This is a genomic window from Ruminiclostridium papyrosolvens C7 (genome assembly GCF_000421965.1).
Taxonomy (GTDB): domain Bacteria; phylum Bacillota; class Clostridia; order Acetivibrionales; family DSM-1351; genus Ruminiclostridium; species Ruminiclostridium papyrosolvens_A.
Genome location: NZ_ATAY01000098.1, coordinates 132,785 through 156,511, shown reverse-complemented (window position 1 = coordinate 156,511; position 23,727 = coordinate 132,785). Strand labels below are relative to the sequence as shown.

At 38.4% G+C, this 23,727-nt stretch carries 33 protein-coding genes and 1 pseudogene; 33 read left to right on the top strand and 1 reads right to left on the bottom strand.

Annotated features, from left to right (window positions below):
- The first annotated feature begins 6 nt into the window (after positions 1 to 6).
- Genes L323_RS40080 through L323_RS40070 form a run of 3 tightly spaced genes read left to right on the top strand, consistent with a single transcriptional unit; the run spans position 7 to position 1,062 of the window.
- A complete protein-coding gene (locus L323_RS40080; RefSeq protein ID WP_020817326.1) occupies positions 7 to 441 on the top strand; it encodes a hypothetical protein in 435 nt (144 codons plus the stop codon).
- A 40-nt stretch (positions 442 to 481) separates the two neighbouring features.
- Positions 482 to 856, top strand: coding sequence for a DUF6848 family protein (locus L323_RS40075; protein ID WP_020817325.1), 375 nt, complete (start codon positions 482 to 484; stop codon positions 854 to 856).
- 17 nt (positions 857 to 873) lie between these two features.
- The gene (locus tag L323_RS40070; RefSeq protein ID WP_020817324.1) at positions 874 to 1,062 is read left to right on the top strand and encodes a hypothetical protein; all 189 of its coding nucleotides are present in this window, start codon (positions 874 to 876) and stop codon (positions 1,060 to 1,062) included.
- Positions 1,063 to 1,077: 15 nt separating this feature from the next.
- On the opposite strand, the gene L323_RS40065 is transcribed toward L323_RS40070, so the two are convergent.
- Positions 1,078 to 1,317 (bottom strand): hypothetical protein, encoded by a 240-nt coding sequence (locus tag L323_RS40065; RefSeq protein WP_020817323.1) that lies wholly within the window; start codon positions 1,315 to 1,317, stop codon positions 1,078 to 1,080.
- 53 nt (positions 1,318 to 1,370) lie between these two features.
- Between L323_RS40065 and L323_RS40060 the strand changes: the two genes are divergently transcribed.
- The 30 genes and pseudogenes from L323_RS40060 to L323_RS39925 all read left to right on the top strand — a co-directional run bounded on the left by L323_RS40060 (position 1,371) and on the right by L323_RS39925 (position 23,726).
- Positions 1,371 to 3,803: a phage tail tape measure protein gene (locus L323_RS40060; protein WP_020817322.1), complete on the top strand. Its 2,433-nt coding sequence runs from the start codon at positions 1,371 to 1,373 to the stop codon at positions 3,801 to 3,803.
- 3 nt (positions 3,804 to 3,806) lie between these two features.
- A complete protein-coding gene (locus L323_RS40055; RefSeq protein WP_020817321.1) occupies positions 3,807 to 4,397 on the top strand; it encodes a hypothetical protein in 591 nt (196 codons plus the stop codon).
- Positions 4,398 to 4,414: 17 nt separating this feature from the next.
- Positions 4,415 to 5,170, top strand: coding sequence for a hypothetical protein (locus L323_RS40050; RefSeq protein WP_020817320.1), 756 nt, complete (start codon positions 4,415 to 4,417; stop codon positions 5,168 to 5,170).
- A gap of 11 nt (positions 5,171 to 5,181) precedes the next feature.
- On the top strand, positions 5,182 to 5,466 hold the full coding sequence (locus tag L323_RS40045; RefSeq protein WP_020817319.1) for a hypothetical protein: 285 nt from the start codon (positions 5,182 to 5,184) through the stop codon (positions 5,464 to 5,466).
- A complete protein-coding gene (locus tag L323_RS40040) occupies positions 5,466 to 5,879 on the top strand; it encodes a hypothetical protein (RefSeq protein WP_020817318.1) in 414 nt (137 codons plus the stop codon). Before L323_RS40045 ends, L323_RS40040 begins: the two co-directional genes overlap by 1 nt.
- The gene (locus tag L323_RS40035; RefSeq protein WP_020817317.1) at positions 5,872 to 7,002 is read left to right on the top strand and encodes a baseplate J/gp47 family protein; all 1,131 of its coding nucleotides are present in this window, start codon (positions 5,872 to 5,874) and stop codon (positions 7,000 to 7,002) included. The genes L323_RS40040 and L323_RS40035 overlap by 8 nt, the downstream gene beginning before the upstream one ends.
- Before the next feature lie 4 nt (positions 7,003 to 7,006).
- A complete protein-coding gene (locus L323_RS40030; RefSeq protein ID WP_020817316.1) occupies positions 7,007 to 7,606 on the top strand; it encodes a hypothetical protein in 600 nt (199 codons plus the stop codon).
- Positions 7,606 to 7,899 carry a hypothetical protein gene (locus L323_RS40025; protein WP_020817315.1) on the top strand — a complete coding sequence of 98 codons (294 nt, stop codon included), beginning with the start codon at positions 7,606 to 7,608 and terminating at the stop codon, positions 7,897 to 7,899. Before L323_RS40030 ends, L323_RS40025 begins: the two co-directional genes overlap by 1 nt.
- 3 nt (positions 7,900 to 7,902) lie before the next feature.
- Positions 7,903 to 9,339 carry a glycine-rich domain-containing protein gene (locus L323_RS41855; RefSeq protein WP_020817314.1) on the top strand — a complete coding sequence of 479 codons (1,437 nt, stop codon included), beginning with the start codon at positions 7,903 to 7,905 and terminating at the stop codon, positions 9,337 to 9,339.
- Position 9,340: 1 nt separating this feature from the next.
- Positions 9,341 to 9,628, top strand: coding sequence for a hypothetical protein (locus L323_RS40010; RefSeq protein ID WP_020817313.1), 288 nt, complete (start codon positions 9,341 to 9,343; stop codon positions 9,626 to 9,628).
- Between the two features lie 13 nt (positions 9,629 to 9,641).
- The gene (locus L323_RS41015; protein ID WP_020817312.1) at positions 9,642 to 9,758 is read left to right on the top strand and encodes an XkdX family protein; all 117 of its coding nucleotides are present in this window, start codon (positions 9,642 to 9,644) and stop codon (positions 9,756 to 9,758) included.
- Between the two features lie 16 nt (positions 9,759 to 9,774).
- Entirely contained in the window at positions 9,775 to 10,134 is a 360-nt protein-coding gene (locus L323_RS40005; RefSeq protein ID WP_020817311.1) for a hypothetical protein, read from the top strand.
- A gap of 251 nt (positions 10,135 to 10,385) precedes the next feature.
- On the top strand, positions 10,386 to 10,850 hold the full coding sequence (locus L323_RS40000; protein ID WP_242835345.1) for a DUF2691 family protein: 465 nt from the start codon (positions 10,386 to 10,388) through the stop codon (positions 10,848 to 10,850).
- A 184-nt stretch (positions 10,851 to 11,034) separates the two neighbouring features.
- On the top strand, positions 11,035 to 11,571 hold the full coding sequence (locus L323_RS39995) for a hypothetical protein (RefSeq protein ID WP_031342586.1): 537 nt from the start codon (positions 11,035 to 11,037) through the stop codon (positions 11,569 to 11,571).
- A gap of 155 nt (positions 11,572 to 11,726) precedes the next feature.
- A complete protein-coding gene (locus L323_RS40665) occupies positions 11,727 to 12,410 on the top strand; it encodes a hypothetical protein (RefSeq protein ID WP_020817308.1) in 684 nt (227 codons plus the stop codon).
- 32 nt (positions 12,411 to 12,442) lie between these two features.
- Positions 12,443 to 12,649, top strand: a complete 207-nt coding sequence (locus L323_RS41200; protein WP_131451057.1) for a hypothetical protein — start codon at positions 12,443 to 12,445, stop codon at positions 12,647 to 12,649.
- A 215-nt stretch (positions 12,650 to 12,864) separates the two neighbouring features.
- Positions 12,865 to 13,414: pseudogene (locus tag L323_RS39990) on the top strand (tyrosine-type recombinase/integrase).
- Positions 13,415 to 13,587: 173 nt separating this feature from the next.
- Complete coding sequence (locus L323_RS39985; protein WP_020817306.1) at positions 13,588 to 13,878, top strand: HNH endonuclease; 291 nt, start codon at positions 13,588 to 13,590, stop codon at positions 13,876 to 13,878.
- Positions 13,879 to 13,949: 71 nt separating this feature from the next.
- On the top strand, positions 13,950 to 14,330 hold the full coding sequence (locus tag L323_RS39980; protein WP_004620724.1) for a P27 family phage terminase small subunit: 381 nt from the start codon (positions 13,950 to 13,952) through the stop codon (positions 14,328 to 14,330).
- The gene (locus tag L323_RS39975; RefSeq protein ID WP_020817305.1) at positions 14,323 to 16,131 is read left to right on the top strand and encodes a terminase large subunit; all 1,809 of its coding nucleotides are present in this window, start codon (positions 14,323 to 14,325) and stop codon (positions 16,129 to 16,131) included. The genes L323_RS39980 and L323_RS39975 overlap by 8 nt, the downstream gene beginning before the upstream one ends.
- Before the next feature lie 10 nt (positions 16,132 to 16,141).
- Positions 16,142 to 17,332, top strand: coding sequence for a phage portal protein (locus L323_RS39970; protein WP_020817304.1), 1,191 nt, complete (start codon positions 16,142 to 16,144; stop codon positions 17,330 to 17,332).
- Positions 17,325 to 17,897, top strand: a complete 573-nt coding sequence (locus L323_RS39965; RefSeq protein WP_020817303.1) for an HK97 family phage prohead protease — start codon at positions 17,325 to 17,327, stop codon at positions 17,895 to 17,897. Before L323_RS39970 ends, L323_RS39965 begins: the two co-directional genes overlap by 8 nt.
- Positions 17,891 to 19,162 (top strand): phage major capsid protein, encoded by a 1,272-nt coding sequence (locus tag L323_RS39960; protein ID WP_020817302.1) that lies wholly within the window; start codon positions 17,891 to 17,893, stop codon positions 19,160 to 19,162. Before L323_RS39965 ends, L323_RS39960 begins: the two co-directional genes overlap by 7 nt.
- 3 nt (positions 19,163 to 19,165) lie before the next feature.
- A complete protein-coding gene (locus tag L323_RS39955; RefSeq protein WP_020817301.1) occupies positions 19,166 to 19,441 on the top strand; it encodes a hypothetical protein in 276 nt (91 codons plus the stop codon).
- Positions 19,428 to 19,769 (top strand): phage head closure protein, encoded by a 342-nt coding sequence (locus tag L323_RS39950; protein ID WP_020817300.1) that lies wholly within the window; start codon positions 19,428 to 19,430, stop codon positions 19,767 to 19,769. The genes L323_RS39955 and L323_RS39950 overlap by 14 nt, the downstream gene beginning before the upstream one ends.
- A complete protein-coding gene (locus L323_RS39945) occupies positions 19,766 to 20,137 on the top strand; it encodes an HK97 gp10 family phage protein (RefSeq protein ID WP_020817299.1) in 372 nt (123 codons plus the stop codon). Before L323_RS39950 ends, L323_RS39945 begins: the two co-directional genes overlap by 4 nt.
- Entirely contained in the window at positions 20,134 to 20,460 is a 327-nt protein-coding gene (locus L323_RS39940; RefSeq protein ID WP_020817298.1) for a hypothetical protein, read from the top strand. The genes L323_RS39945 and L323_RS39940 overlap by 4 nt, the downstream gene beginning before the upstream one ends.
- 1 nt (position 20,461) lies before the next feature.
- Positions 20,462 to 21,007: a hypothetical protein gene (locus tag L323_RS39935; RefSeq protein WP_020817297.1), complete on the top strand. Its 546-nt coding sequence runs from the start codon at positions 20,462 to 20,464 to the stop codon at positions 21,005 to 21,007.
- A 48-nt stretch (positions 21,008 to 21,055) separates the two neighbouring features.
- Positions 21,056 to 21,352 (top strand): hypothetical protein, encoded by a 297-nt coding sequence (locus L323_RS39930; protein WP_020817296.1) that lies wholly within the window; start codon positions 21,056 to 21,058, stop codon positions 21,350 to 21,352.
- 271 nt (positions 21,353 to 21,623) lie between these two features.
- Positions 21,624 to 23,726 carry a phage tail protein gene (locus L323_RS39925; protein ID WP_020817295.1) on the top strand — a complete coding sequence of 701 codons (2,103 nt, stop codon included), beginning with the start codon at positions 21,624 to 21,626 and terminating at the stop codon, positions 23,724 to 23,726.
- Position 23,727: the final 1 nt, after the last annotated feature.

The following is a 23,727-nucleotide window of genomic DNA, read 5'->3' as shown; positions in this document are numbered from 1 at the left end:
TGAACAATGTTAAAAGTAAATGGAAAAGCGTATGATTGGGGCGATGTCGATGTCAAGCTCCCCGGTCTTTCTCTTGAAGTTCAAGAAATTTCATATGATGACGAGCTTGAAAAAGAACTTGCATATGGTAAAGGCCAAAAACCGAGAGGTTATGGCGAAGGTAATTACAAGGCAGAAGGCAAGCTCAGTATGCTCCGTGATGATTATGATGCTCTGCTTGATTATTGTAAAAGCAAAAAGACCCCAATTTTCAAGCTTGTAATCCCCATGATTATAGTGTCATATGCAAATGATGGAGACCGTACAAGAAGCGATGTACTTAAAACTGTCACTTTTACTAAGAGAAGTAATAAGGCAGCTCAAGGGGACAAGAGCTTGAAAATAGACCTTGATATTCTTATAGTTGGAGGAATCGAAAGCGACGGCGTTGCTGCATTATAAATCTCAAAATAAATGTCAAATTCAATAGGAGGATTTTTTTATGGATGACAAGACAATTAAGAATAATACTGGAGTTGAAAGTAGCTCTTCTACTCCCAATGTTGATGAACTGAAGGCAAAACACGGAAAGGTGTATAAGCTCGATTTGACACTGAACCCTGACGATAATACAGAGATTGAAAAATCGTATATCTTTATAAAGCCAACTACTGCAAGCTATGACCGTTATGTCAAGACATCATCCAATGGCATGACCAAGGCACTCAAAACCTTTATGTTTGATAATATCATTCCTGAACACCGTGACAAATTAGAGGCTGACCTTGAAGAATATCCGGCTCTTACTTTAAGTGCGGGTGAGAAACTTCTCTCCATGCTCGGATTATCTAAAAGTGCAAATTTAATGAAGCTGTAGAAGAGCAGCTCGGGAGGGTGAGGACAGATTTTATAGAAGCGGCATCACTTGAGATTCATAGATTCGTCCCCCCTGCTCTTCTGCCGGATGATATAGGGAAGCTTGATTTAGAGGATTTTATCAGGCTCCTTGCTCGGGCGAGGTATATTGAAGAAATTGAGGAGGACATTGTTGCAAGGGCAATCTCAAAAGTATTCTCGGATTAAAAAAACCAACCTCTTTTAAAAGGTCGGTTTCTGTCTGGTAATCCATGATTTATACAGTTTAGTTGCATTCCGAGCGGCTCGAAAAATACTTTCTTTTGATTTGTCTTTATGCCTACCCATTGTGTTTTCACGACCTACCCATAAGGTATATGGAATCGTATATAAAAATGTTGGAATAAGAATTACTACGGAGACAATAGCTCCGGCACATAAGGCAAATACCAAGACCTTTAACATAACAAATATCAGTGTCAAGATAATCCCTCCTCTGACTTATTATACCAATTAGAAACGAGGTGAGCAATAGTGTGAGCTTAGAATCGGTATTTAAATTATCTCTTATTATGAATATGGTCGACAATCTGACGAGCCCTATGGCAAGAGTTCAGTCAGTAACTGAAGGCTCTGTATCAAAGCTTCAAGGAATGCAGCAGACTTTTGGTGATGTAACAAAAGCAGGAGCAGTTATGGCGGGCATTGGTGCTCAAATATCTGATGCAGCTTTATCCCCAGTTGAGGCAACATTTGAGACACGTCGAGCCCTTGGAGAATTGGCTTCTCTCGGAGTCAAAAACCTAAAAGCCCTTGAGAATGCGGCAACAGATTTTTCGAATACTTGGGCGGGTAATACAAAAGCAGACTTTATAACGGCAGCTTATGATATAAAATCTGGAATATCTTCACTGTCGGACGAATCAGTTGCCAAATTTACCGAAATTGCTGGTATTACTGCTAAAGGCACAAAGTCAAGCATTGCTGAAATGACAAGCCTTTTTGCGACTGGATATGGAATTTATAAAGACTTTTACAAAAATATTAGCGACACAGACTTCGGTGAGATGTTCTCTGCCGGGATATCTAAATCGGTGCAGGCTTTTAAAACGACAGGCTCGGGAATGGCTCAAGCAATACAGACGATGGGTGCAGCTGCAACAAGTGCAAAAGTGCCGATGGAAGAGCAACTTTCCATCCTCGGAATGCTTCAAGCCACAATGAGCGGGAGTGAGGCAGGGACAAAATATAGGGCTTTCCTACAAACAGCAGCAAAAGCTGGGCAAGAATTAGGACTAAAATTTACTGATACCAATAATCAGCTTTTGTCAATGCCTCAGATACTTGCACTCTTGAGGGGCAAATTCGGAGAGACGATGGATGCGGCAGAGAAAATGAAGTTGACAAAAGCATTTGGAACTGATGAAGCCGTTAGCTTGATAGATTTACTTTACACAAAAACGGGAGACCTCCAGTCAAACATATTATCATTATACAGTAGTATGGGCCAAGGCATAGGTGTTGCTAAAGATATGGCAAACGCAATTAATCAGCCGGAGGGAGAAAAATATGAGGTATTACAGCAAAAGCTCCACAACATAGCGGAAGAAATCGGTAAAAGCCTACTTCCTACCTTTAACGAGATGCTAGGCAAGGGTTCGGAAATCCTGACGAAGTTTAGTGAATGGGTCAAAAACAATCAGGAACTTGTCAAGGTTATCATGCTCATAGTGATTGCAATAGGAGCATTTTTAACAGTAGCAGGAACGACAATAGCAGTTGTTGGAGGCGTGGGACTTGTATTTACTAAAACGGCAGGACTTATAAATGGTATGCGTATAGCTTTAAAAGCACTTCCGGGGTTATTTGACACAATATATATAAAAGCTCTTTACGCAGGGGATGGATTAAAAAAAGGCTTCAGTGCAGTAAAGACCTTTGCTTCAACAGCAGTAACGGGAATTAAAAATGTTGCTGTAAGTATTGGAACTATGGCAAAGACCGCAGTAATTAACGGAGCCACAGCATTGAAAAATATGGTTGTTGGCCTTGTTGGAATGGCAAGGCAGGCAATTACAACAGCAGTAACAGCAATGCCCGGACTTATTGCTTCAGTATGGAGCTTCACAGCGGCCTTGATTGCAAACCCTATCACATGGGTGGTTGTTGGTATTGTTGCTTTGATTGCCGCAATTATTCTGCTCTGGCAAAATTGGGATTCGGTGGTCTCTTGGATTCAGGGTGTATGGAACGAGTTTGTAAGCGGTATCAAGTCCGGGTTTGATTGGATAAAAAACCTATTCTCGGGTATGCCAATATGGTTACAAATTGCAATAGCAGCATTTATGCCATTTATCGGAATACCGCTGCTTATAATTACTCATTGGAATTCCATAGTTACCTTCTTTACTGATATGTGGGCTCGAATCAAAGAGGGCTTTGTAAATGGTATTAATGCCATTAAAAACTTCTTTATGGGTGTTCCTGAATGGTTTAAGCAAAGTGGTGGGAAAATCATAGACACACTTGTTGAAGGAATCAAAGGGGCTGCAATGAAACCTTACCACGCTGTTAAAGATATATTTCATAAAGTCAGACAGCTACTTCCCTTTTCAGATGCACACGAAGGGCCTCTTAGTGAATTGACACTTTCAGGACATAGGACAATGTCGACTATTGCTGAAGGTATTGATAAGGGTTCTAACCTTCCATACAAAGCAGTTGAACAGGGCCTCGGGAAGATTGATACTGAACGCAAGCCTATAAAGAAGGTCGACCTCAAAGAAGTTACAAAAGAAAAAGAGAGTTCAGAAACCACTACCGAAAAGGACAGACAGGTTGTAATTCAGAAGTTTCTTATGAATGTGGACTTTTCTAAAATAAAAGAGCTTTCGCAGCTCCTGAAGCTTATAAAAGAAATTGAAGATTTTACAAACGGTAACGGACTTATTGTTGCGGGGGAGGGATAACCGATGATATTTGTTGATGACAGTTCAATAAAAGTGAGCGGGGTTGTCCTCCCCGGCCTCATTAAAAGTATTGAGGTCAAAGACGATGCTTTAATTGACGAACAGGAGGTCAAGGGTAGCACGGTGAAAGTAAAACAGGCAACGGGCTATGAGGATGCAAAAATCACAATAGAGCTTGTTCTTGAGGATGGCCCGAAAGCCACAAAGAGAGATAAGCTCAATAAAATTCAAAACCTTTTCAAGAAAGCCGGACAGACAAAGCCAGTTGTCCATGAGATTATCAATGAGCATTTGGCAGCTCGCCGTATTAAAAAGGTTATATTTAAAAGCCTTGGAACTAAAGAAGAAAATAAAAAGCAGCAGCTTGTAGTAAGCTTGGAGTTTTGGGCCTATAACACAATTACTATAAAAGCAAAAAAACCAAGTAAAAGTAAAAAGAAAAGTACCTCCAAAACAGCAAGCGGCCTTGACCCTGCATATCAAAACTACCTGAAAAATGACAGAGGCAAGGTTCCAAAAACCAAAAATACTCCCGCTGTGGATGATGCAAAAACTGCGAACTACACAAATAGGCTCTCAAAAATGCCATACTGAAAGGAAGTGATTCTAAGATGGACACAACAGAACTGTTTTACCCTGAAATTAGTGTTGAACTTGGAACATATAGTTTTACTGAAGGTATTGAAATTGAGGTATATTCAAGTCAAAGTAGTTATTTTGATTGGGCAAAAGTACGTTTTACAGAACAGTTCAAGGATAAGCTCTCTCTTTCGTCAAAGGAAAAAGCTTTAATTCAGCTAGGATACAATAGTGTATTTGATGACGTGTTTGAAGGATATATCACAAAGTCATATAATAGCGGTACATACGCTAACGAAATACTTCTGAAGGATGAAATGATTTTCCTAGAGGAGACCACAATCAGCAACACATTTCTTGATTCAACACCGCAGGAAATTATATCATTTTGCCTTTCGAAAGCCGGGGTCACAAATGTTAAGCTTTCAAATGTTTCCTATCCTACAAAGGCACGGATTCCTATATTTCAAAAGAGTGTAATCGCCGTTCTGAAAGAAATAAATGCAGTTTGGAATATTTCACAAAAGTTTTTCTTTTCAGGAGGTATATTCTATTGGGGCGAAAAACCAGAACAAGAAAAGGTTTATTCATTTGAATATGGCACTAACATTATATCCCTGAACAGGCCCGGTGGTGTGTGGGAATTGGAAACGGTATCGGCTCCATTTATCAAACACTCACAGAAAATCAGTATTTCACACCCTGAAGTGTCTGGAGAATTTGAAGTAAAAAAGGTTGTGTTTACAACAAATGAGGCAGGATTTATTCGAACATATATCTACTTTTAGGGGTGAAAACAATGCTTGAGGAAATGATAAAAAGTGTTATTGATAAACAAATAGCCGACACCTACCCTCATTTGCAGCTCCCCTCTCTGCTTCGTGCGAAGATAACAAAAGTAACTCCTTCAGGTGAGTGGTTTGAATACAGTCTCAAGATTATTGGCAAAACAGGTGAATTTGATGAACGCTATCCTGAAATACCAGGAGTCCTTTCAAAGCTTCAGGTTGATTCCGGGAAGTATGTTGCAATCGGACTTCTATATGGAGAGCTTAATCCTTATATTTTTGGGGAGGTGGCTTGATGGCGGGACTCGATGATACAGATATAAAACTTGATGAATCATGGCAGCTCACACAGGCAGCGACAGGAGACGCTCCCATTGCTTCTGGGTTCGAATGTATAATGCAGGATATTCGTCTTGAAGCTGTTTCGCAGGAAGGAGAACTTTTTTACGATGATACATGGGGATGGTCACTTGTAGACTTCTTCCAAAGTGAAGAAGATGACTTAACTATTATCGAAATAAAGGAACGTGTAAGAGAAAAGCTTGAAAAAAGAGAAGTAATTGACGCTGAGACAGTATCAACAGAAGTGAACTTTGAATCTGACGCACTGAAGGTTATTGTTACATTTTGCTTTGTTGGCGACTCAACTACCTATAGTGTTAGCGTTACAGTAGACAGAGTGAATGTGGAGGTGATTGAAATTGATTGACGAAAAAATTCTTGATGAAATTATTCCGCTCCCGGACATAAACGACCTGAAGGATGAAAAAGTTGCCGAGCTTGAAAGTGAAGGCTTTGTGATAACAAACTTTAGCTCGGGAGGTATCTTTTACACACTCTTAATGATTGCATTACAGATAAAAGTTGAATTCATAACGCTCCTTCGCAGCATCCTAAACAATTTGTTTGTGACACATGCAGATGGAACATGGCTCAAATTAAAGGCCGCAGACTTCAGTAAAAAACAGAAAGAAGCTATAAAAACACAAGGCTATGTAATTGTGACCCGAGGAAACAGTTCTGACGCCGTTAAAATTCCTAAAGGACACGTTTTTAAAACTATCAAGGATGTAAACGGTGAAGAACTTAGATTCTTTGTGGTCGAGGATACTGTCCTTCAAAAGGGTTCCAACACGGTAAATGTTCTTGTAGAGGCTGAACTTGAAGGCACAAAATATAATGTCCCACAAGGACAAATAACCCGGTCACTTACATATTTGGATGGAGGCTGTACTGTTTCAAATAACGTAGATTGGATAACTCAAGAAGGCAGCGATACTGAGGATTTGGAAAGTCTGAGGGAACGTACTCTCCGCTCATGGTCAGAACTGGCTACAAGGCCCACCGCTGAAAAATATCAAAATGTATGCGAATCAATTTCAGGAGTACTCTTTGCCAAGGTGAATGATTTGCATCCTCGAGGACAAGGAACGGTAGATATAATCATAACAGGTACGGCGGGAGAAGCCACAGAGAGCCTTCTTACAAAAGTCCGTACAGCTGTTAATGAAATTAAAGGCACTTATGATGATGTGCTTGTAAAAAGTTCTACAACCATTGCACAACCTGTTTCTGTGGTTGTTACTATACCAAACTCTGTAACTGATAATACCGTTTCAGAGAGTGTCATAGCAGCAGTTACACAGCTACTTAAAATAAGTAAAGACCGAGCCCTTAATGAACTTACTCACGCTGACATTATTTATGCTATTAAAAGAAAAGTCTCCTTTGCCCGTAATGTCAAGGTAACAGTTCCAAGCGAGGACTTATTCCTAGAAAATGATAAGGTTATTATTCTCGGTGAAATAAACGTGACAGTTGAAAGGGTGTGATGTGATGGCAAAGTTCGAAAGTTTTGGAGAATATATGTTCAGCCTATTGTTTACGCCTTTGAGAAAAGGACTAAAAGCAGCTAATCAATTTTATATATTTTTTAAGGTTATAGGAAAATTGTTTGATGACTGCAAAGAATACCTGTTTCGGGTAAGAGATGAATCAATGATAATAAGTGCAAATGAACTTATGCTCAATGAACATGGAAAAGACCGAGGAATGCCAAGGCTAAAAGGTGAAGACATAGAAACCTATAGAACACGGCTCTCCATGAAAGCCATTATCGCAGAAAAGGCCGGAACAAAAGAAGGTGTACTTTTGGCAGTCAAGGCCCTTGGTTATGAGAAATCTTACATTGAGCCTATGTATTTGTCAGACCCCTCTCGATGGGCAGAATTTATTGTATTTCTTCAAAGTAAAACACCAAGCACTATTAATGACTTATATGTTATAGATGCCGAAGTCATGAAGGTAAAGGAAGCATCAGCAAAGCCAAACTATGGACTGAGTACCGAAGGAAGTATAAGCCTATCATGTAGGTTTGACTTCTTTTTATATGAATTTCCGATTTGTAATGTGCTTATTTGTGGAGGTGATTATTGATGCTTACAAGTCAAGGTATTAGCGAAATAACTCAAGCAGTAAAGAACTTAATTGACCACGGACAATATGATATTGACGGACAGACAAATATTATTGCTCCCTATAGTGTAACCGTTCAGGGTAGTAAAATCAGCGTATATTTTAATTTTGGAGAAGGTGTGAGTGGAAGCTTCAGCAATTTTAAACTCATATCAACAAGTGGGAATGTATTAGCTGAAAAGGCGGATATAATCACAAAGCCAAGCGAAAAGGGATTATTGAGAAGATTCAATATTGAGATAAAGGAAGTGTAACAGATGGCTGAAGTATACCAAAAAACTACTTGGATAGACCATATTGTTGACCCTGAAAGCGGTCAAGTTTTACAGCAAGGGACTAGGTTCACCGCAGAGAAAATGAACAATATAGAGCAAGGAATTGAGGATGCTCAAAACCTTGCAAGCAATACACAATCAGTTTTAAAGCAGTATACAGATGACAAAATTGCTGAACTTATTGCATCAGCTCCGGCTGCTCTCGACACTTTAAATGAGCTGTCAGATGCTCTGGGAGCTGACCCAAACTTTGCAACTACTATCACTAACCTAATAGGAACAAAGGCCAACCAAACTGACCTTGATACACATAAGTTGGATTATGTCAGGCAACCCTATAGCGGTAGAGTAGATAGTGATAGTACACCAACCAACTATAAAGTAACGCTTACTCCCCCCTTAACAGCATATGAAGACGGCTTACCAATAACAATAATACCAAATGTTGATTGCGGTGAATCACCAACATTGGACATTTGCGGTTTAGGTGCTACACCACTTTTAGATGCTGAGGGTGCACGATTAACAACGGGAGTAATGAAAGCTAATAAACCTTATAGTTTTGTGAGGGTAGGTAGTAATTTTTTTATTCGTAGTGGTAGTGGTGGTAAACCTCTGGAAGTTAATTATACAGGTTCATGTAAAATCGTTGCAGAAACAGCTACAAAAGGTTATATAGAATGTTATTCTTCAGGCACTCTTTCTTTCATTGATAGACTTCCACAAACAGTTGACGTATTTCTAGTAGGTGGCGGTGGAGGTGGTAGCAGTTCAGGTAGCACCTACACAGGCGGTGGCGGCGGTGGTGGTGGTTACACCAAAACTTTCTTTAAGGTAAAACCCTCAACGCCTATAGCCATTTACGTAGGTGCAGGAGGTGCTTCTGGTTCATCTGGTGGGTCAAGTACTTATACTGGATTGACTTCAGCTTCGGGTGGTAATGGTGCAACTTCTAGTAATGGAGCAAATGGCGGTTCTGCCGGAGGAGGAGGGAATATTTTGTCAAGTACCACTTGGTCATACAACGGGGTAGCGGGTTCAAATGGAGGTAACGGCATTAATCCTATCTATTCTTCCGGGGGTAATTCAGGAGCAGGTGTAAACGGTTCAGGACAAGGAACACCTACAACGGATTTCTTTGGTCGTATACATGCCGGAGGCGGTGCTGGCGGAGGCGGCGGAAATACTTCTGGAAGTAATTATTCTGGTGGAGGTTCTGGTAATGCTCCGGGAGCTTCAGCGTTTATAACTGGTTCAGGTTCAGAGGGCGGTCTTGGAACTGTAGGTTTGGTAATGTCTAGTGGTGGGCCGGGCGGCGGCGGTTATGGCGGAGGCGGTGGTGGCGGAGGATATGGCAGTCCTCGAGGAAATGGCGGTACTGGTGGTAGTGGGATAGTAATTATACGTTGGGGGTATTGATATGGATTTAGCTTTAAGATGTGCAATATTGGCGGAGGATAAAACGACAGTAGAAAATATAATAATAGCTGACCAATCCTTTGCATACAGTATTGGTGCGGTTATTTGTGGTACAGTTCCTGTCAGTATTGGTGATACATACCAAGATGGTTATTTTTATAGAGACGGAGTAAAACTTATCGCAGAGAAAACAGAAATTGAAAAACTACAGAAAATGGTTGACACTTTAATCTTGGACAATCTTAATATGCAGGCACAAATTGACACTCTAATCACATCAAATTTATAGGAGGTATAAAGATATGTTTGAAAGATTACATTATTTATATAATATAGGAAAACTAACAGCAGAACAACTGGGCATTGCAGTATCAAAGGGATGGATAACCGCCGAGGAAAAATCCAAAATAATTGGTTAAGGAGGTTACTGAACTTATGTTAAAATCACTATGCATTAAATTTCAACGTTTTATAAAGAAAATAAGATATAAAAAAGAATATAGTAATATTATTAAATGTCCCTATTGGCATAAATTGTCCGAGGGTGGTGGTGTAGGGTTATTTGATTATTGTATATATAATCGTAAACGTAAGACCTGTACGTGCAATGAGAGTAAAATCATAAAAAATGATGTTAATAATTCTGGTGGTGGTGGTAGAGGGTCAACCTCTTATAACGCAAATTGTACTTTTGTTGATAATATAGATAATCGTATAAGCATATCTGGAGGCGGTGGAGGTACAGTAACAAAAAGTAAATTATCAAATGGCGAGATTATTCTAGTAGTTGGATAAGGATAAAAAAACGACCTAGATTAAATAATTCCTAGAGTATATAATAAAAATATTCTCTAGGAATTATTTCAAAGAAACAATAAAATTTTTGCCAAATATTTTGAGAATTTGTGCCAAAAATTTTGAGCGGCTACAACTTGAGTAAGTCTAACATATAGTATATATTGGAATTATTAAAATGTATTATTATATATGAGTCGGACAAATGAAAAAAGTTAAAATTATATTTGGAGGATACCTTATTGAGAAACATGGGGATATGTTTTGAAATAACTAACGGTTATGGGCATTACTTATCTGACCTACTAGAGCCTTTGGAAGCCCAGAATTTCATGTGGTTACTTAGCCGGGATGAGATACACTTGCTTGAAGATGGTGAATTTACAAACGAATTCTTATTTAAGGCTGAAGAACGAATTATATCCGGAGATATTTTATATAATAGGGCAAAAGACAATACTTATTACATGGTATTTGCTACGCTTAAGGCTTTCAATGAAGAGGGAGCTGTTGAAGATATTACAAATTATCAAGAGTTCCTACAAAGTGATTGCCAAATGGCACTATGTGTATACGATTGCTCGGGGGTTATCCTTTGGTGCAAAGACAAACAATTGTTGGGGAAAATGTACAATTACACTCTGAAAATGGGATACGAGAATGTTAAGTATATTAGTGAAACGGAGTTACTGGCCAATAGATTTAGAATTGAGTAGGAAGAAGTTTTGGTATTTTATATAATTTATAAGAGTAAAATAGTCACGACCGCACATTCATTTTTTAAGAAGTGCGGTTTTTTGTGCAAAAAAAATGGGCTCTCTCGCCCAAACAAATGTTCACTTTTATTATAACACAGATGCAGTAGAAAACAAGTTCAAAGAGAGAAAGGCGGGAGATGGAGTGGAATTTTCAATTGACAAGATTATTCAGATTGGGGTACAAGCCGGAGTCAGGGAAGCTCTGGACAGGATCAGCAAGGAGAAGGAGGAAAAAAGGAAATCACGGTTTGATAGGAGGCTAAGGAATACTGATTTACTGCTAAAGAACTACAACAAATTTGTGGCACACTGCAACACGGCACTGTACACCAGCAAACAGCTGAAGCAGGCTAATGCAATTGACATTCTGGATGAGGTGGAGGACGATGAGGACGAAGTTTATGTCCGTTCAATTATGAGGACAAGAGAAAGAACCTTTCTTATTGTTAACCACATTAAAAGGATCCTCGGGTACTACAAGTACATAACAAAATCGGAGCCGGAGAAGGAGAGAAAATACAGGGTGCTTGTGGGTCTGTATATTGACAAAAAGACATACAGTCAGATGGCCGAAGAGCTGTATTGCAGTACAAAGACTATTGAAAGGGACAGAAAAGAAGCTATTGAAGAATTATCGGTTTTGATATTCGGTGTGGATGGGTTGAAGCTGGATGCATAAGTGAAATATAAAATTTTAGTATAATATCTTTGATAAAAATATCGCTCTCTGTTGAAAATTGAGCGATATTTTTTCTGTGAAATTGAAGTAAAATTATTTAATTATTTGAAATATATGTTAATATAATGCATATAATTGTATTAGCGGAGGTAATTATGGCTTTTGAAATACATATTCCAGATGGGTTAGTTGCAAATTTTGAATTATTAAATAAGAATATACCTGACGAAAAAGAGCAGACAAAATACTATAATAATTGGATGAGTAGATATAGTAAAATATTCAAATCTTGTGATGAAAATAAATTGATAGAGTGGACTATTAGGACAAGAAAATCATTAAAGGAAATAGCAACGTCATCTACTTTTTTTACAGAAGCACAATTTGCATTTCAAAATGGTATTTATTCTGCATATTATTTTTTAAGTTACTATTCTTTATTTCATGCAATGCTGTCTACATTATACTTAGATGATAAAGAAACTGTAGAAAAGCTTATTAATATTAATCATTCTAAAGTTATAAACTGTTTTTCTTCCAATTTTGCTATAGGGAAAAAACCGATAATTTCCTTCAATGCTCGCGAACATTTTGAAACATTGAAATTTTTAAGGGAATATAGTTCATACTCTATGCCGTTAAATGAGTTTTTTATGAAAAATAAGGATATTATTAACCCTCAAGAATTTTTAGAAGATGATTTGATGCAATGTTATCAGCTTACCAATTTCCATTCTATAATGCTAAAAAATAGTTACGAGAATAATAAATGTAATTTAGTCAAAACAAATCAAAATAATATAAATTATATTTATGAGTTATTTCTCAAAAATAAATAGGAAAAAAACACCCTTTTAATGAAAGATATTTATTGGATCCTGCTGATAAATGTGCTTTAAATGAATTAGTAGAGTATGGGTGCTTTATAGAAGGGATTACTATGGATATAGAACACTTTTTTGATGAGTTTCGCCATTATTGCTTTGAAAATGATAGATATGGGGATGTCAGCGAAAATTATCACGAAATTAGTGAAAAATCAGAAGCTCGAATGTATAAAGCATTATGTATGTATTAAATTAACTATGGTTAGAAAATTTGTGGCTGAATAAATTGAGTTATAAGATTCTTTATTATAAAAATATTGAAACGATTATTAATGTCCAAAACATGTCGATGCAATGTCACATTAAATGATGTTATTATGTAATCTGAAAAGTACCGTTTCGGGGTGAAGGCCGGGGCGGTATTTTTGTTTTCCTAAAAGTATTTATGCAAAGAAGGTGGTTTAAGATGAACACTGTTGACCCTATAAGGGATCCTGAGAAAATCAAACAAATTTGTTCGTACCTAAAGATGAATAATAAAAGGGATTTTATTATGTTCTACACTGGTGCTTATTCAGGACTTAGAATTTCAGACATTCTTAAACTACGGATATGTGATGTTAAAAATAAAGACGTAATCAGGATTCGTGAAAAGAAAACTAAGAAAGAGAAAAAGTTTGAAATAAATCCTGAGACTAAAAAAAGAATTAAAAAAATATTGTGAAGGGAAGAACCCTAACGAATATTTAATACCAAGTAGACAGGGTAAGAATACTCCCTTAAGCCGGGTAAGAGCATATCAGATAATGAAAGAGGTTGGCAATTTATTTGACATACCTGACCTCGGTACTCACACGTTAAGAAAAACATTTGGTTATCAACACTATAAACAATTCAAAGATGCAGCATTGTTAATGACAATATTCAATCATTCAAGCCAAAAAATCACTTTAAGGTACATTGGAATAGAGCAGGAAGACATCAATAAGAGCATGAAGAAATTTCGTTTATTTTGATTTGACATTAACATAACGAGAATGTGTTAAACTCATTTGCAATGTTATCCTAAGATGCATTAATTCAAGGCTTTACAAGGGAAATGCCAGTTTAACAGAATAGTAGATATGTTAAAGTGAAAAAATTTTTCCTTCTATAATGTATGTAAATTTTAATTAGTTGAGGTGTTAATATGATTGATTATAATTCCAAGCGGTGGGAACGGAAACGGGAACACATTTTAAAGCGTGACGGTTACATGTGTCAGGAAAGCAAACGGTATGGAAAAAGAATCGATGCTGATATGGTTCATCACATATGGCCTGCTGATGAATATCCAGAGTATGCATGGGAGGATTGGAACCTTATATCCCTTGCAAATAGGGTACACAACAAAATGCATCACAGACTTACCAAGAAATTGACACCACAGGGAGAAGCATTGAGGAAAAGAACCCCCCCACCCAAGGACAAAAATAATTAATTTTGGGACACCGGGGATAGGGAGGCTTTTCCAATAGACCGGAATTTTTAAAAAAAGGGGGTTATTAAAAAATGTCAATGTCACCGGAACAAAAAGAAGTTAACAAAATCATTAAAAACACAATTAAAGAAATGCAGGAAGTCAATACCTACAAACCGCAATTTGATGCCACTGTTAAAATTTATGCTGAGACTCAGCAGATTTACAATCGGGCATACAAGGATTTCATTATCAGCGGCGGCAAGATGATGGAGGAGTACACCAATAATTCAGGATTCACGAACATAAGAAAAACAGCAACGTACTTGGCTATTGAAAATTTACGGAGTGACCTTGTTAACTACAGGAGCATTTTGGGATTGACTCCATTAGGCTTGAAAAAAATAAACGACGAAATGAAAGCTAAGAAAAAAACAAGCAAGCTCACACAGGTGATGAGTAAGAATGGCTGATTCTAAAGTTAACAATTTTGATATTATAATGGAGTATGCCAGAAGTATCACAGGCCATAGAAAAATTGCTTGTAAAGAACAGATCCAATGCTGTCAAAGGTTTTTAAAGGACTTAGAGAATCCACTATACGACTTTAAAACTGATGATGCAGAATTCGTTATTGAGTTGATTGAGAACACTTTCGTACATATGCAGGGGGAAAAGTTGGACGGCACTCCACTCCGGGGTACGCCTTTTTTATTGGAACCGTTTCATAAATTTATTGTATATAACATTTTAGGGTTTTACCACAAAGGGACTAAAAGAAGGCGCTTCAAAGAGGCGTTTATTTTTATTCCCAGAAAAAATATCAAGACAAGTTTTGCCGCTGCTCTTGCATGGGCCCTTGGTATTTTGGAAAGGCGAAGTGGCAGCAAGGTATATATTGTTGCTGCTGCTTTGAAACAATCCCTTGAAAGCTTCAACTTCATTAATTTTAATTTGGAACAGATGGGAGAGAAGGAAAACTTCCGGGTTATTGACAATAATCAGGAGCATAGCATTAGCGGGGATTTGGATGACGGTTCTTTATTTATTCAGGCACTGGCGGCGAACCCTGACAGTCAGGATTCTCTTAACTGTAACATCGGTATAGCTGATGAAATACATGCATACAAGACACCGAAGCAGTACAACATTATAAAGGAAGCAATGAAGGCATACACAAATAAATTGATGATAGGTATTACTACTGCCGGAGACAGTATGACAAGCTTCTGTTATCAAAAGCTTCAGTATTGTAAAAAGATTCTTGATAAGACAGTAACCGATGAACAGTACTTTGTCTTTATTTGCAAGGCAGATGAAAAAGAAAACGGGGATGTTGACTATACAAACCCGGTTATTCATGAGATGGCAAACCCGGCATATGGAGTCTCAATACGGCCCGACGATATTTTAAATGATTCCTTGCAAGCCATGAACGATCCTCAGTTGAGAAAAGACTTTTTTGCCAAATCTTTAAATGTATTTACTGCCGCATTAAGAGCATATTTCAACATTGATGAATTCAGGAAGTCTGACACAGCTTGCGAAGCAAAGCTCAACATCAAGCCGGAGTGGAAACTGGATAAAAAGATTGAGTTTCTGAAAAACTTGCCCATTGAATGGTATGGCGGTGCAGACTTGTCAAAGCTCCATGACTTGACGGCGGCTGCTTTATATGGAAGTTATATGACCGGGCGGATGATTAAAATCACAAATGAAAAGGGAGAAGTAATAGAAGTACCCGAGGAAATAGATATTATAATCTCTCATGCATGGTTTCCAATAGTTGCGGCAGCTCAAAAGGCAGATGAAGACAGCATTCCGCTATTTGGCTGGAAGGATGACGGCTGGCTTGACATGAGTAATTCGGCAACAGTTAATCATGCCGAGATTGTCAACTGGTTTAAAAAAATGAGAAACATGGGTTTTAAAATAAAGCAGGTTGGGCATGATAGAAAATTCTGTAGAGAATATTTTATTGGAATGAAGAAAGCAAACTTCAATATTATTGACCAGCCTCAATATTTCTATAAAAAGTCCGAGGGGTTCAGACGGATAGAGCAGAAGGCAAAAGACGGAAATTTATATTATCTCAGCTCCCAGGCATATGAATACTGTGTTCAGAATGTAAGGGCAATTGAGAAAACGGATGACATGGTACAGTATGAAAAGGTTGAGGATTCACAGAGGATTGATATATTCGATGCCTCTGTTTTTGCATGTGTAAGGAAATTGGAAGCATTGGAAAAAGGTAAGCTAAGCGGATGGTTTTAGAAGGGTGGTGATGAAATTGAAAAATCCATTTAGAAGGAATAAGACACGGGCAGACCCGGTAATGTTGTGGCTTAACGGTACGGATGCCAGAGATATACTTTGCCCGGAAGGCTATACGCCATTATCTAAAAATGAAGAAATAAGAAGGTGTGTTTTTAAGATTGCTGATCTGGTGTCCAACATGACAATCATGTTAATGGAGAATGGAGAAAACGGAGATATACGGCTGAAAAATGAATTATCAAAGAAGATTGACATATACCCAAACAATAACATGACCCGAAAAAACTTCATTCACAAGCTTGTAACAGATATGATACTGACCGGTAATGCAGTTGCATACCCTCAGATAAAAAACGGCTTGATTGATAACCTGAAAATACTTAATGCCGACAGTCTAAATTTTGATGAGGTGGGGGACAGTTATCAAATAAGGTATAGAGGCACACCATATTACCCTGACGAAGTACTGCATTTTGTTTTGAATCCCGATGATGATTACCCATTTAAAGGGCAAGGCTACACACAGTTGATTAAAGAAACGGTGATGAACCTTCTGCAAGCAAATGCAACTAAAAAAGGGTTCCTGAAAAGTAAATGGAAACCGAGCATGATAATATCAATCAATTCTGATGCAGAAGAATTGCAGGATCCTGAAAAACGGGCAAAAATTCTCGGTAGTTACACTAAGACAACTGAAATAGGGGAGCCGTGGTTGATTCCGGCGGGGGAGATAGATGTAAAAACAATACAGCCCCTTACCCTTAATGACCTTGCAATACAGGACAGTATAACCCTAGACCTAAAAGTCATAGCGGCGGCAATAGGAGTTCCCGGCTTTATGGTTGGGGTAGGTGCTTTTAATAAGGAAGAGTACAACAATTTTATTTCTACAACGATAATGTCCATAGCCATGATCCTGCAGCAAGAGCTGTCCAAGAAACTTTTATTTTCACCGACAATGTACTTTAAATTCAACCCTAAATCCCTTATGCAGTATGATTTAGGTGAAAAAGACGAGCATGTAGTTAAAATGGTTACAACTGGCATGTTAAGTAAAAATGAAGGTAGAGCCGAGTTTGATTACTCACCTGTAGATGTTGATGGCATGAACGATTATACAGTGTTAGAAAACTATTTGAAAGTTTCTGATTTAAGTAAACAAAAGAAACTGGAACAAGGAGGTGGTAACGGTGGATAAAAGACACTCCTATTTCAAAAGTGAACTTAAGACCCGGGCAGAGGGTGAAAATGACAAATACATAGAAGGATATTTCGCAGTATTTGAGCAGGAAACCGAACTCTGGCCCCGGTGTTTTGAGAAGATAGCAAGAGGGGCATTCGACAATTCAATAAAAAATAACGATATCCGCTGTTTGTTCAACCATGACAGCGGATTTGTTTTGGGCAGAACAGCAAGTAAAACACTTGAACTGAAAGTGGATGCATATGGCTTGTGGGGCAGGGTAAAGATTAACCCCAATGATTCACAGGCAATGGATGTCTATGCACGGGTTGAAAGAGGGGATATATCAGGCTGTTCCTTCGGGTTTGAGCCTAAAGGAGAGGACTATGAGGAACGGGATGACGGATTGCACTGGACAGTAAATGAAGCAGATACCATGGAGGTTTCTATATGTACATTTCCGGCATACCCACAGACAGAAATACAGGCAAGGCAGAAAGACTTCGAGGTGTCTCAAAATAGAAGCCGGGAGCAAAGAAAAATAGATTTAAAAAAGAAACTGGAGGGGATTAGATGCTAAAACAGCTGAAATTACAGGCAGAGTTAAAGCAAAGAAATGCTGAGATGCAGATTCTACAAGAGAAGAGAACCGATTTTAAAAAAAGGCAGAACGAACTTAGAACAGCTTTAGAGGAAGCAAAGACTGACGAAGATATCGCTCTTGTACAACAGGGCATTGATGAGCTGGAAAATGAAATTGCTGAAGCTGGTACAGATGAAAAAATTACAAGTGTCTCAGCTGAAATCACACGTATTGAAGGTGAACTTGCTGAAATTGAAGCAAGAGGAAACAATCCAAAACCACCTAAAAAAGATATTGAAGAAAGAGGAGGAAACAGTATGAACAGATACCAAGTAAGGGAGCTTTTAAAATCAGGTGCATACTACGAGAGGTCAGAAGTAAAAGAGTTTTACGAGAAATTTAAAAATCTAAGGGCAGTCGGCGGAGAAGGCCTGACAATTCCAGAGGTTGTTATCAACCGTATCATGGATATTATGGGAGACTTTACGACTTTGTATCCGTTGGTTGACAAGATAAGGGTAACGGGGACTGCAAGAATTCTGATTGATACTGATACAGCAGCTGCAACCTGGATTGAACAGACTGGTACATTACCAACCTCGGAAGTCGGAACAATCACAGATATCAGCTTTGACGGTTACAAGATTGGAAAGGTTACCTTTGTTGACAATGCCATGCTTCAGGACAGTATCATAAATCTTGATGATTATGTTACAAAGAAAATCGCCCGTGCTATAGCTAAGGGTCTTGACCTTGCGATATTAAAAGGGACAGGTTCAGCCAATAAGCAACCTGATGGCATTATTCCTAAACTTGCAGAAGATCATAAAGTAACTGTTACAGACCCGACAGGATATGTTGATATTGTTAAGCCTATCGGATTGATTGATTCTGGGGACGACAGTGTTGGCGAGATTGTTGCTGTTATGAAAAGATCTACATATTATAACAGACTATTGGGATACAGCATTCAACCAACTGCAACAGGTGAGGTTGTTGCAAAACTTCCAAACCTTAAAAATCCTGACTTGTTAGGATTACGGGTTGTATTCAACAACAATATGGATACTGATGAAATCCTATACGGTGAGTTTGACAAGTATACCCTTGTTGAACGTGAAAGCATTGTGATTGATAAATCAGAGCATGTCAAGTTTTCTGAGGACCAGATGGCATTCAGAGGTAAAGGAAGATTTGACGGAAAACCGACTAAAAATGATGCTTTTGTACTTGTTACGCTGGAATATACATCTGAGGCATAGGACATGGAAATTATATTAAATCTTCTGAAAATTGACCTTGGTATAACTCATGACTTAAGAGATGCTTATTTCACTTCAACGATTTTGGCAGCACAAAAGGAAATTGAGGATAGGGGAATAACTCTGGATTTAAGTAATGTGGAAGACCAAATGCTATTATCCGACTATGCCGCATGGAAGTATCGAAAACGGCAGGAAGATGTAGGACTACCTCAAAACTTGACATATAGGTTGAGAAACCGGGTAGTGAAAGCGAGGTCCCGATATGCTGAAACGTAAAAGTATATCTAATAAGGAAAGCATATCGCTGGACCTTGTTTGCTATCTGCTATCAACAACCGTTAGTGATGACAATATAGGAAATCAGTTGAAAACTCCAATGGAGAGGCTTGTTTACTGTGCTGAATTACCTGTCAACTCATCCGAATTTTATAATGCAGGACAGTCTGGAATAAAACCTGAACATTTGCTCGTTATAGATTTAGAGGAATACGATGGGGAAACGACCATTAAATATGAGGACAAGACATATAGCATATACCGTACATATCCACGGGGTGGCGGGTTGTTGGAATTGTACTGCAACAGGAAAGCAGGTGTTGTATGAGTGACCTGGAAGCACAATTGGCAGCAGTATTGTCTGAGTATTCTACAGAGGTAACTCAGGAGGTAAAAAAGACCTGCAAGGATGTAAGCAAGGAAATGACCGAAGCTATTAGACAGGATAGTAAAACCCTGTTTGACGGTACGGGGAAATATGCTAAAGGTTGGCGGTCAAAGGTGGAATACGAAGATAGAGACAATATCCGGCTGACTACTTACAATGCCACGGACTATCAGCTGACACACCTACTGGAATTCGGACACGCTAAGACAGGCGGCGGAAGGGTAGAAGGTAGGCCGCATATTTCTACAAATGAAGAAAAGGCGAAGAAAGAACTTGTTGAACGGATTGAAAGGGCGGTGCAAAAATGACACAAATTGAGCTGTGCAATCAGTTAAAATCAACTGGATATCCCGTGGCATACCATCATTTTACAACATCGCCGGATCCGCCGTACATCGTTTACATTAGGACTACTGATGAGAATATTTCATCAGACTACAAAGTGCATGGAAAGTTTAAAAATTATCAGATCGAACTTTACACTGTTAAAAAAGACTTGGAAGCAGAGCACAAAATCGAAGAAATATTGAACACAATAGACCCAGAATACAAAACCTTTGAAGAATACATACAATCAGAGGCTTTATATCAGGTTGTTTATCAAATTACGTTAACCGAAAGGAGCAGATAAAATGGCCACAGAGGGAGAAAAAATAGTTTTAGGCAGTGGGTATTTGTATTGTACCGAGTTCACGGGAACGGTGCCTGAAAACAATGTAATTGAAACAGAGGAAAATTTGCTTGGATTAATACAGGGTGGTGCAAGCTTAGAGTATAAGCCCAAATTTTATGAAGCTAAGGACGATATGGGGAAAGTCACGAAAGTAATAATTACTGAAGAAGAAGCTACTCTAAAATCCGGAATAATGACATGGAACGGAAAAACACTTGGAAAACTCTGTAGTACAGCACGAGTAACCGAGGCCGCCGGAGTAAGAACCGTAAAAATCGGTGGAGTAGGAAATGACAACGGCAAAAAATATGTCTTACATTTTGTACATGAAGACCCGGTGGATGGTGATATCAGGGTTACTATAGTTGGTCAAAATCAGGCGGGATTTTCCTTGGCTTTCAAGAAGGATAAGGAAACAGTCATTGATGCAGAATTTAAGGCACAGCCACAGGATAACGAAGGAACACTTATAAAATATGAAGAGAAAATTCCGTTAGCAGGTTAATTGACAGGGGCCTTATGGCCCCTTGAATTATAAAGAGGTGATAAAAATATGTTTGATATTAATTCTGCAAATAAGAGATATTTTACAATAAAAATTGGAGGTATTGTACTTGATGTAGAGCCTCCAACAAAGAAAGTTCTAAATAAAGTTATCGAATTAACCCAAAGTAAAGGGCCGGAGGTAGTTGATGGTTTATTTAAATCTTTGGAAATGATTTTGAATAAAAATAAATCAGGGTATACAGTTCCAGACAGTGTCATTGATGATCTTGACATGGATCAAGTAAGTCTTATTCTTACAGAGTACTTCAAATGGATTAGCGAAACCAAGAACAGCCCAAACTAAAAATCCCTCGCTGTCCTGATGATACAGACGAGGGGCATTATAAACTAAATTATATTGAAGAAAAGCTGGTATCTGAATATACTGGCTTTAATTTTGCTCAAATATATGAACTTAATGTTTTTGAGTATCAAGCTATACTTCGAGATGCAGTTATATATAAATACATGCAATCAGAAGAGGGGCAAAAGTATTTAGAAAGGAGCTGGATCCTTGAGCAGACCAAACCAGATAGAGCTAAGTTGAGGAAGAACTTCGGAAAGGAGGAATGACATTGGCAGGAGGAACAATAAAAGGAATAACAGTTGAAATTGGCGGTAATACAGGGCCATTAAATAAAGCACTTGGTGATGTAGATAAGACAAGTAGGGGTTTACAGAACGAGTTAAGACAGGTTGAAAGGCTTTTAAAGCTTGACCCCACCAATACTGAACTTCTAGCACAGAAGCAGAAACTTCTTGCAGATTCGGTTGACAATACAAAAAGTAAACTGAATACCCTCAAAGAAGCTGAAAAACAGGTTCAAGAGCAAGTTAAGCAAGGAAAAATATCCGAAGAGCAATACAGAGCCTTTCAAAGAGAAGTTGCAAAAACCGAAATCGAACTAAAGAAGATAGAAGACCAGGCTAAAAAGACCAATAAAGAAATTGATTTTCTTGGAGAAAAATCTGAGAAAATGAATAACTTTATGAAGGGCGCAACAGTTGCGGCAGCTGGAATAGGTACTGGGTTAATAGGTATGGCTGTACAAGCAGGAGCTGCAGCTGATGATATCAATACACTGGCAAAACAGACGGGATTATCAACTGAACAGATACAGAAATTCCAGTATGCTAGTGATAGAATAGATGTATCCATGGAAACTTTAACAGGCTCTATGGCAAAACTCACAAGAAATATGGAAAGCGCACGACAAGGTAGCAAAAACCAAGAAGAAGCATTCAAGGCTTTAGGAATAACCATAACAGACAATGAAGGGAAATTAAGAGATAATCAAGATGTGTTTAATGAAGTAATAGATGCTCTTGGTAAAATGGAGAATGAAACCCAAAGAGATGCACTTGCTATGCAAATATTTGGTAAGTCTGCTCAAGATTTAAATCCATTGATACTTGGCGGTGCCGAAGATTTAAAGAAATATGGAGAAGAAGCGGAAGCCGCAGGTTTGATTTTATCCCAAGAAGCTTTAGATGGTGCTAATGCCTTTGCTGATGGGGTAGACAAATTGAAGGCAACTGCTATGAGCAGTTTCGGAGTAATTGGAGGTCAAATCGCTGAAAAGTTAGTTCCTGCTATAGAAAACTTGTCTAAATTAATTGAAAATGTTGTCAGATGGATAGTAGATAATCAAGCTATTGTTTTAGCGACTATCACGGCAATTGGAGTTGGTTTGGCTGCTTGGAATATAGTTACTATGGTGCAGGGGATTATTGGGTTTACAAAAGCGCTAGAAGGTGCTACATTAGCTCAAAAACTATTCAATCTTGCAATGACAGCAAATCCAATAGCTTTAATAGCAACATTGGTGGCTGGATTAGTTGCTGCAATAATAGTGTTGTGGAACACAAATGAAGATTTTAGAGATGCCATAATCGGAATATGGGAAAAGATAAAAAGTGCCGTTTTTACAGCCGTTGAAAAAGTGAAAGGTGTTTTTAATACCGTAATTGACTTTATAAAAGGTAATTGGCAAGCACTGCTATTAATGATAGTCAATCCTTTTGCCGGAGCATTCAAATTGCTGTATGACAACTGTGACGGTTTTAAGAACTTTGTGGATGGTTTTGTCAATGATGTCGTTAAATTTTTTAAGGGACTGCCGGGCAAGGTGTGGAATGCAATAATCGGGATTAAGGATAAATTCAATAATCTCAAATCAGAACTTATCAATTGGGCTAATAATAACCTGCCTTCGTTTATAGCAAAATTTGTTGGGTTCATGTTGGAGCTGCCAAACAAAATGGCTAATATAGGCAAAAACATTGTTGAAGGGATATGGAATGGCATGACGGGTGCAGTAGGATGGCTAAAAGATAAAATTACCGGATTTGCAAATGGAATAGTAAACAGTATTAAGTCGGTTCTTGATATACATTCCCCTTCTCGTGTGTTAGCTGACGAGGTAGGTAAATACATGGCCCAGGGAATCGGCATGGGCTTTGAAGCAGAAATGGGAAGTGTATCGTCAAACATGGCAAAGGCGATACCTGTTAACAAAAAGGATTATATACCGGGCAACAACAGTTCATCCAGTGGCTCTGGTCATCCGGGAGATTACAACCAGACTGTTAACATTTACAGTCCTACACCTTTAACACCAGCAGAAGTTGCAAGGCAGACCAGAAATGCTTCAAGGCGTTTGGTTCTGGGGGTGTAAA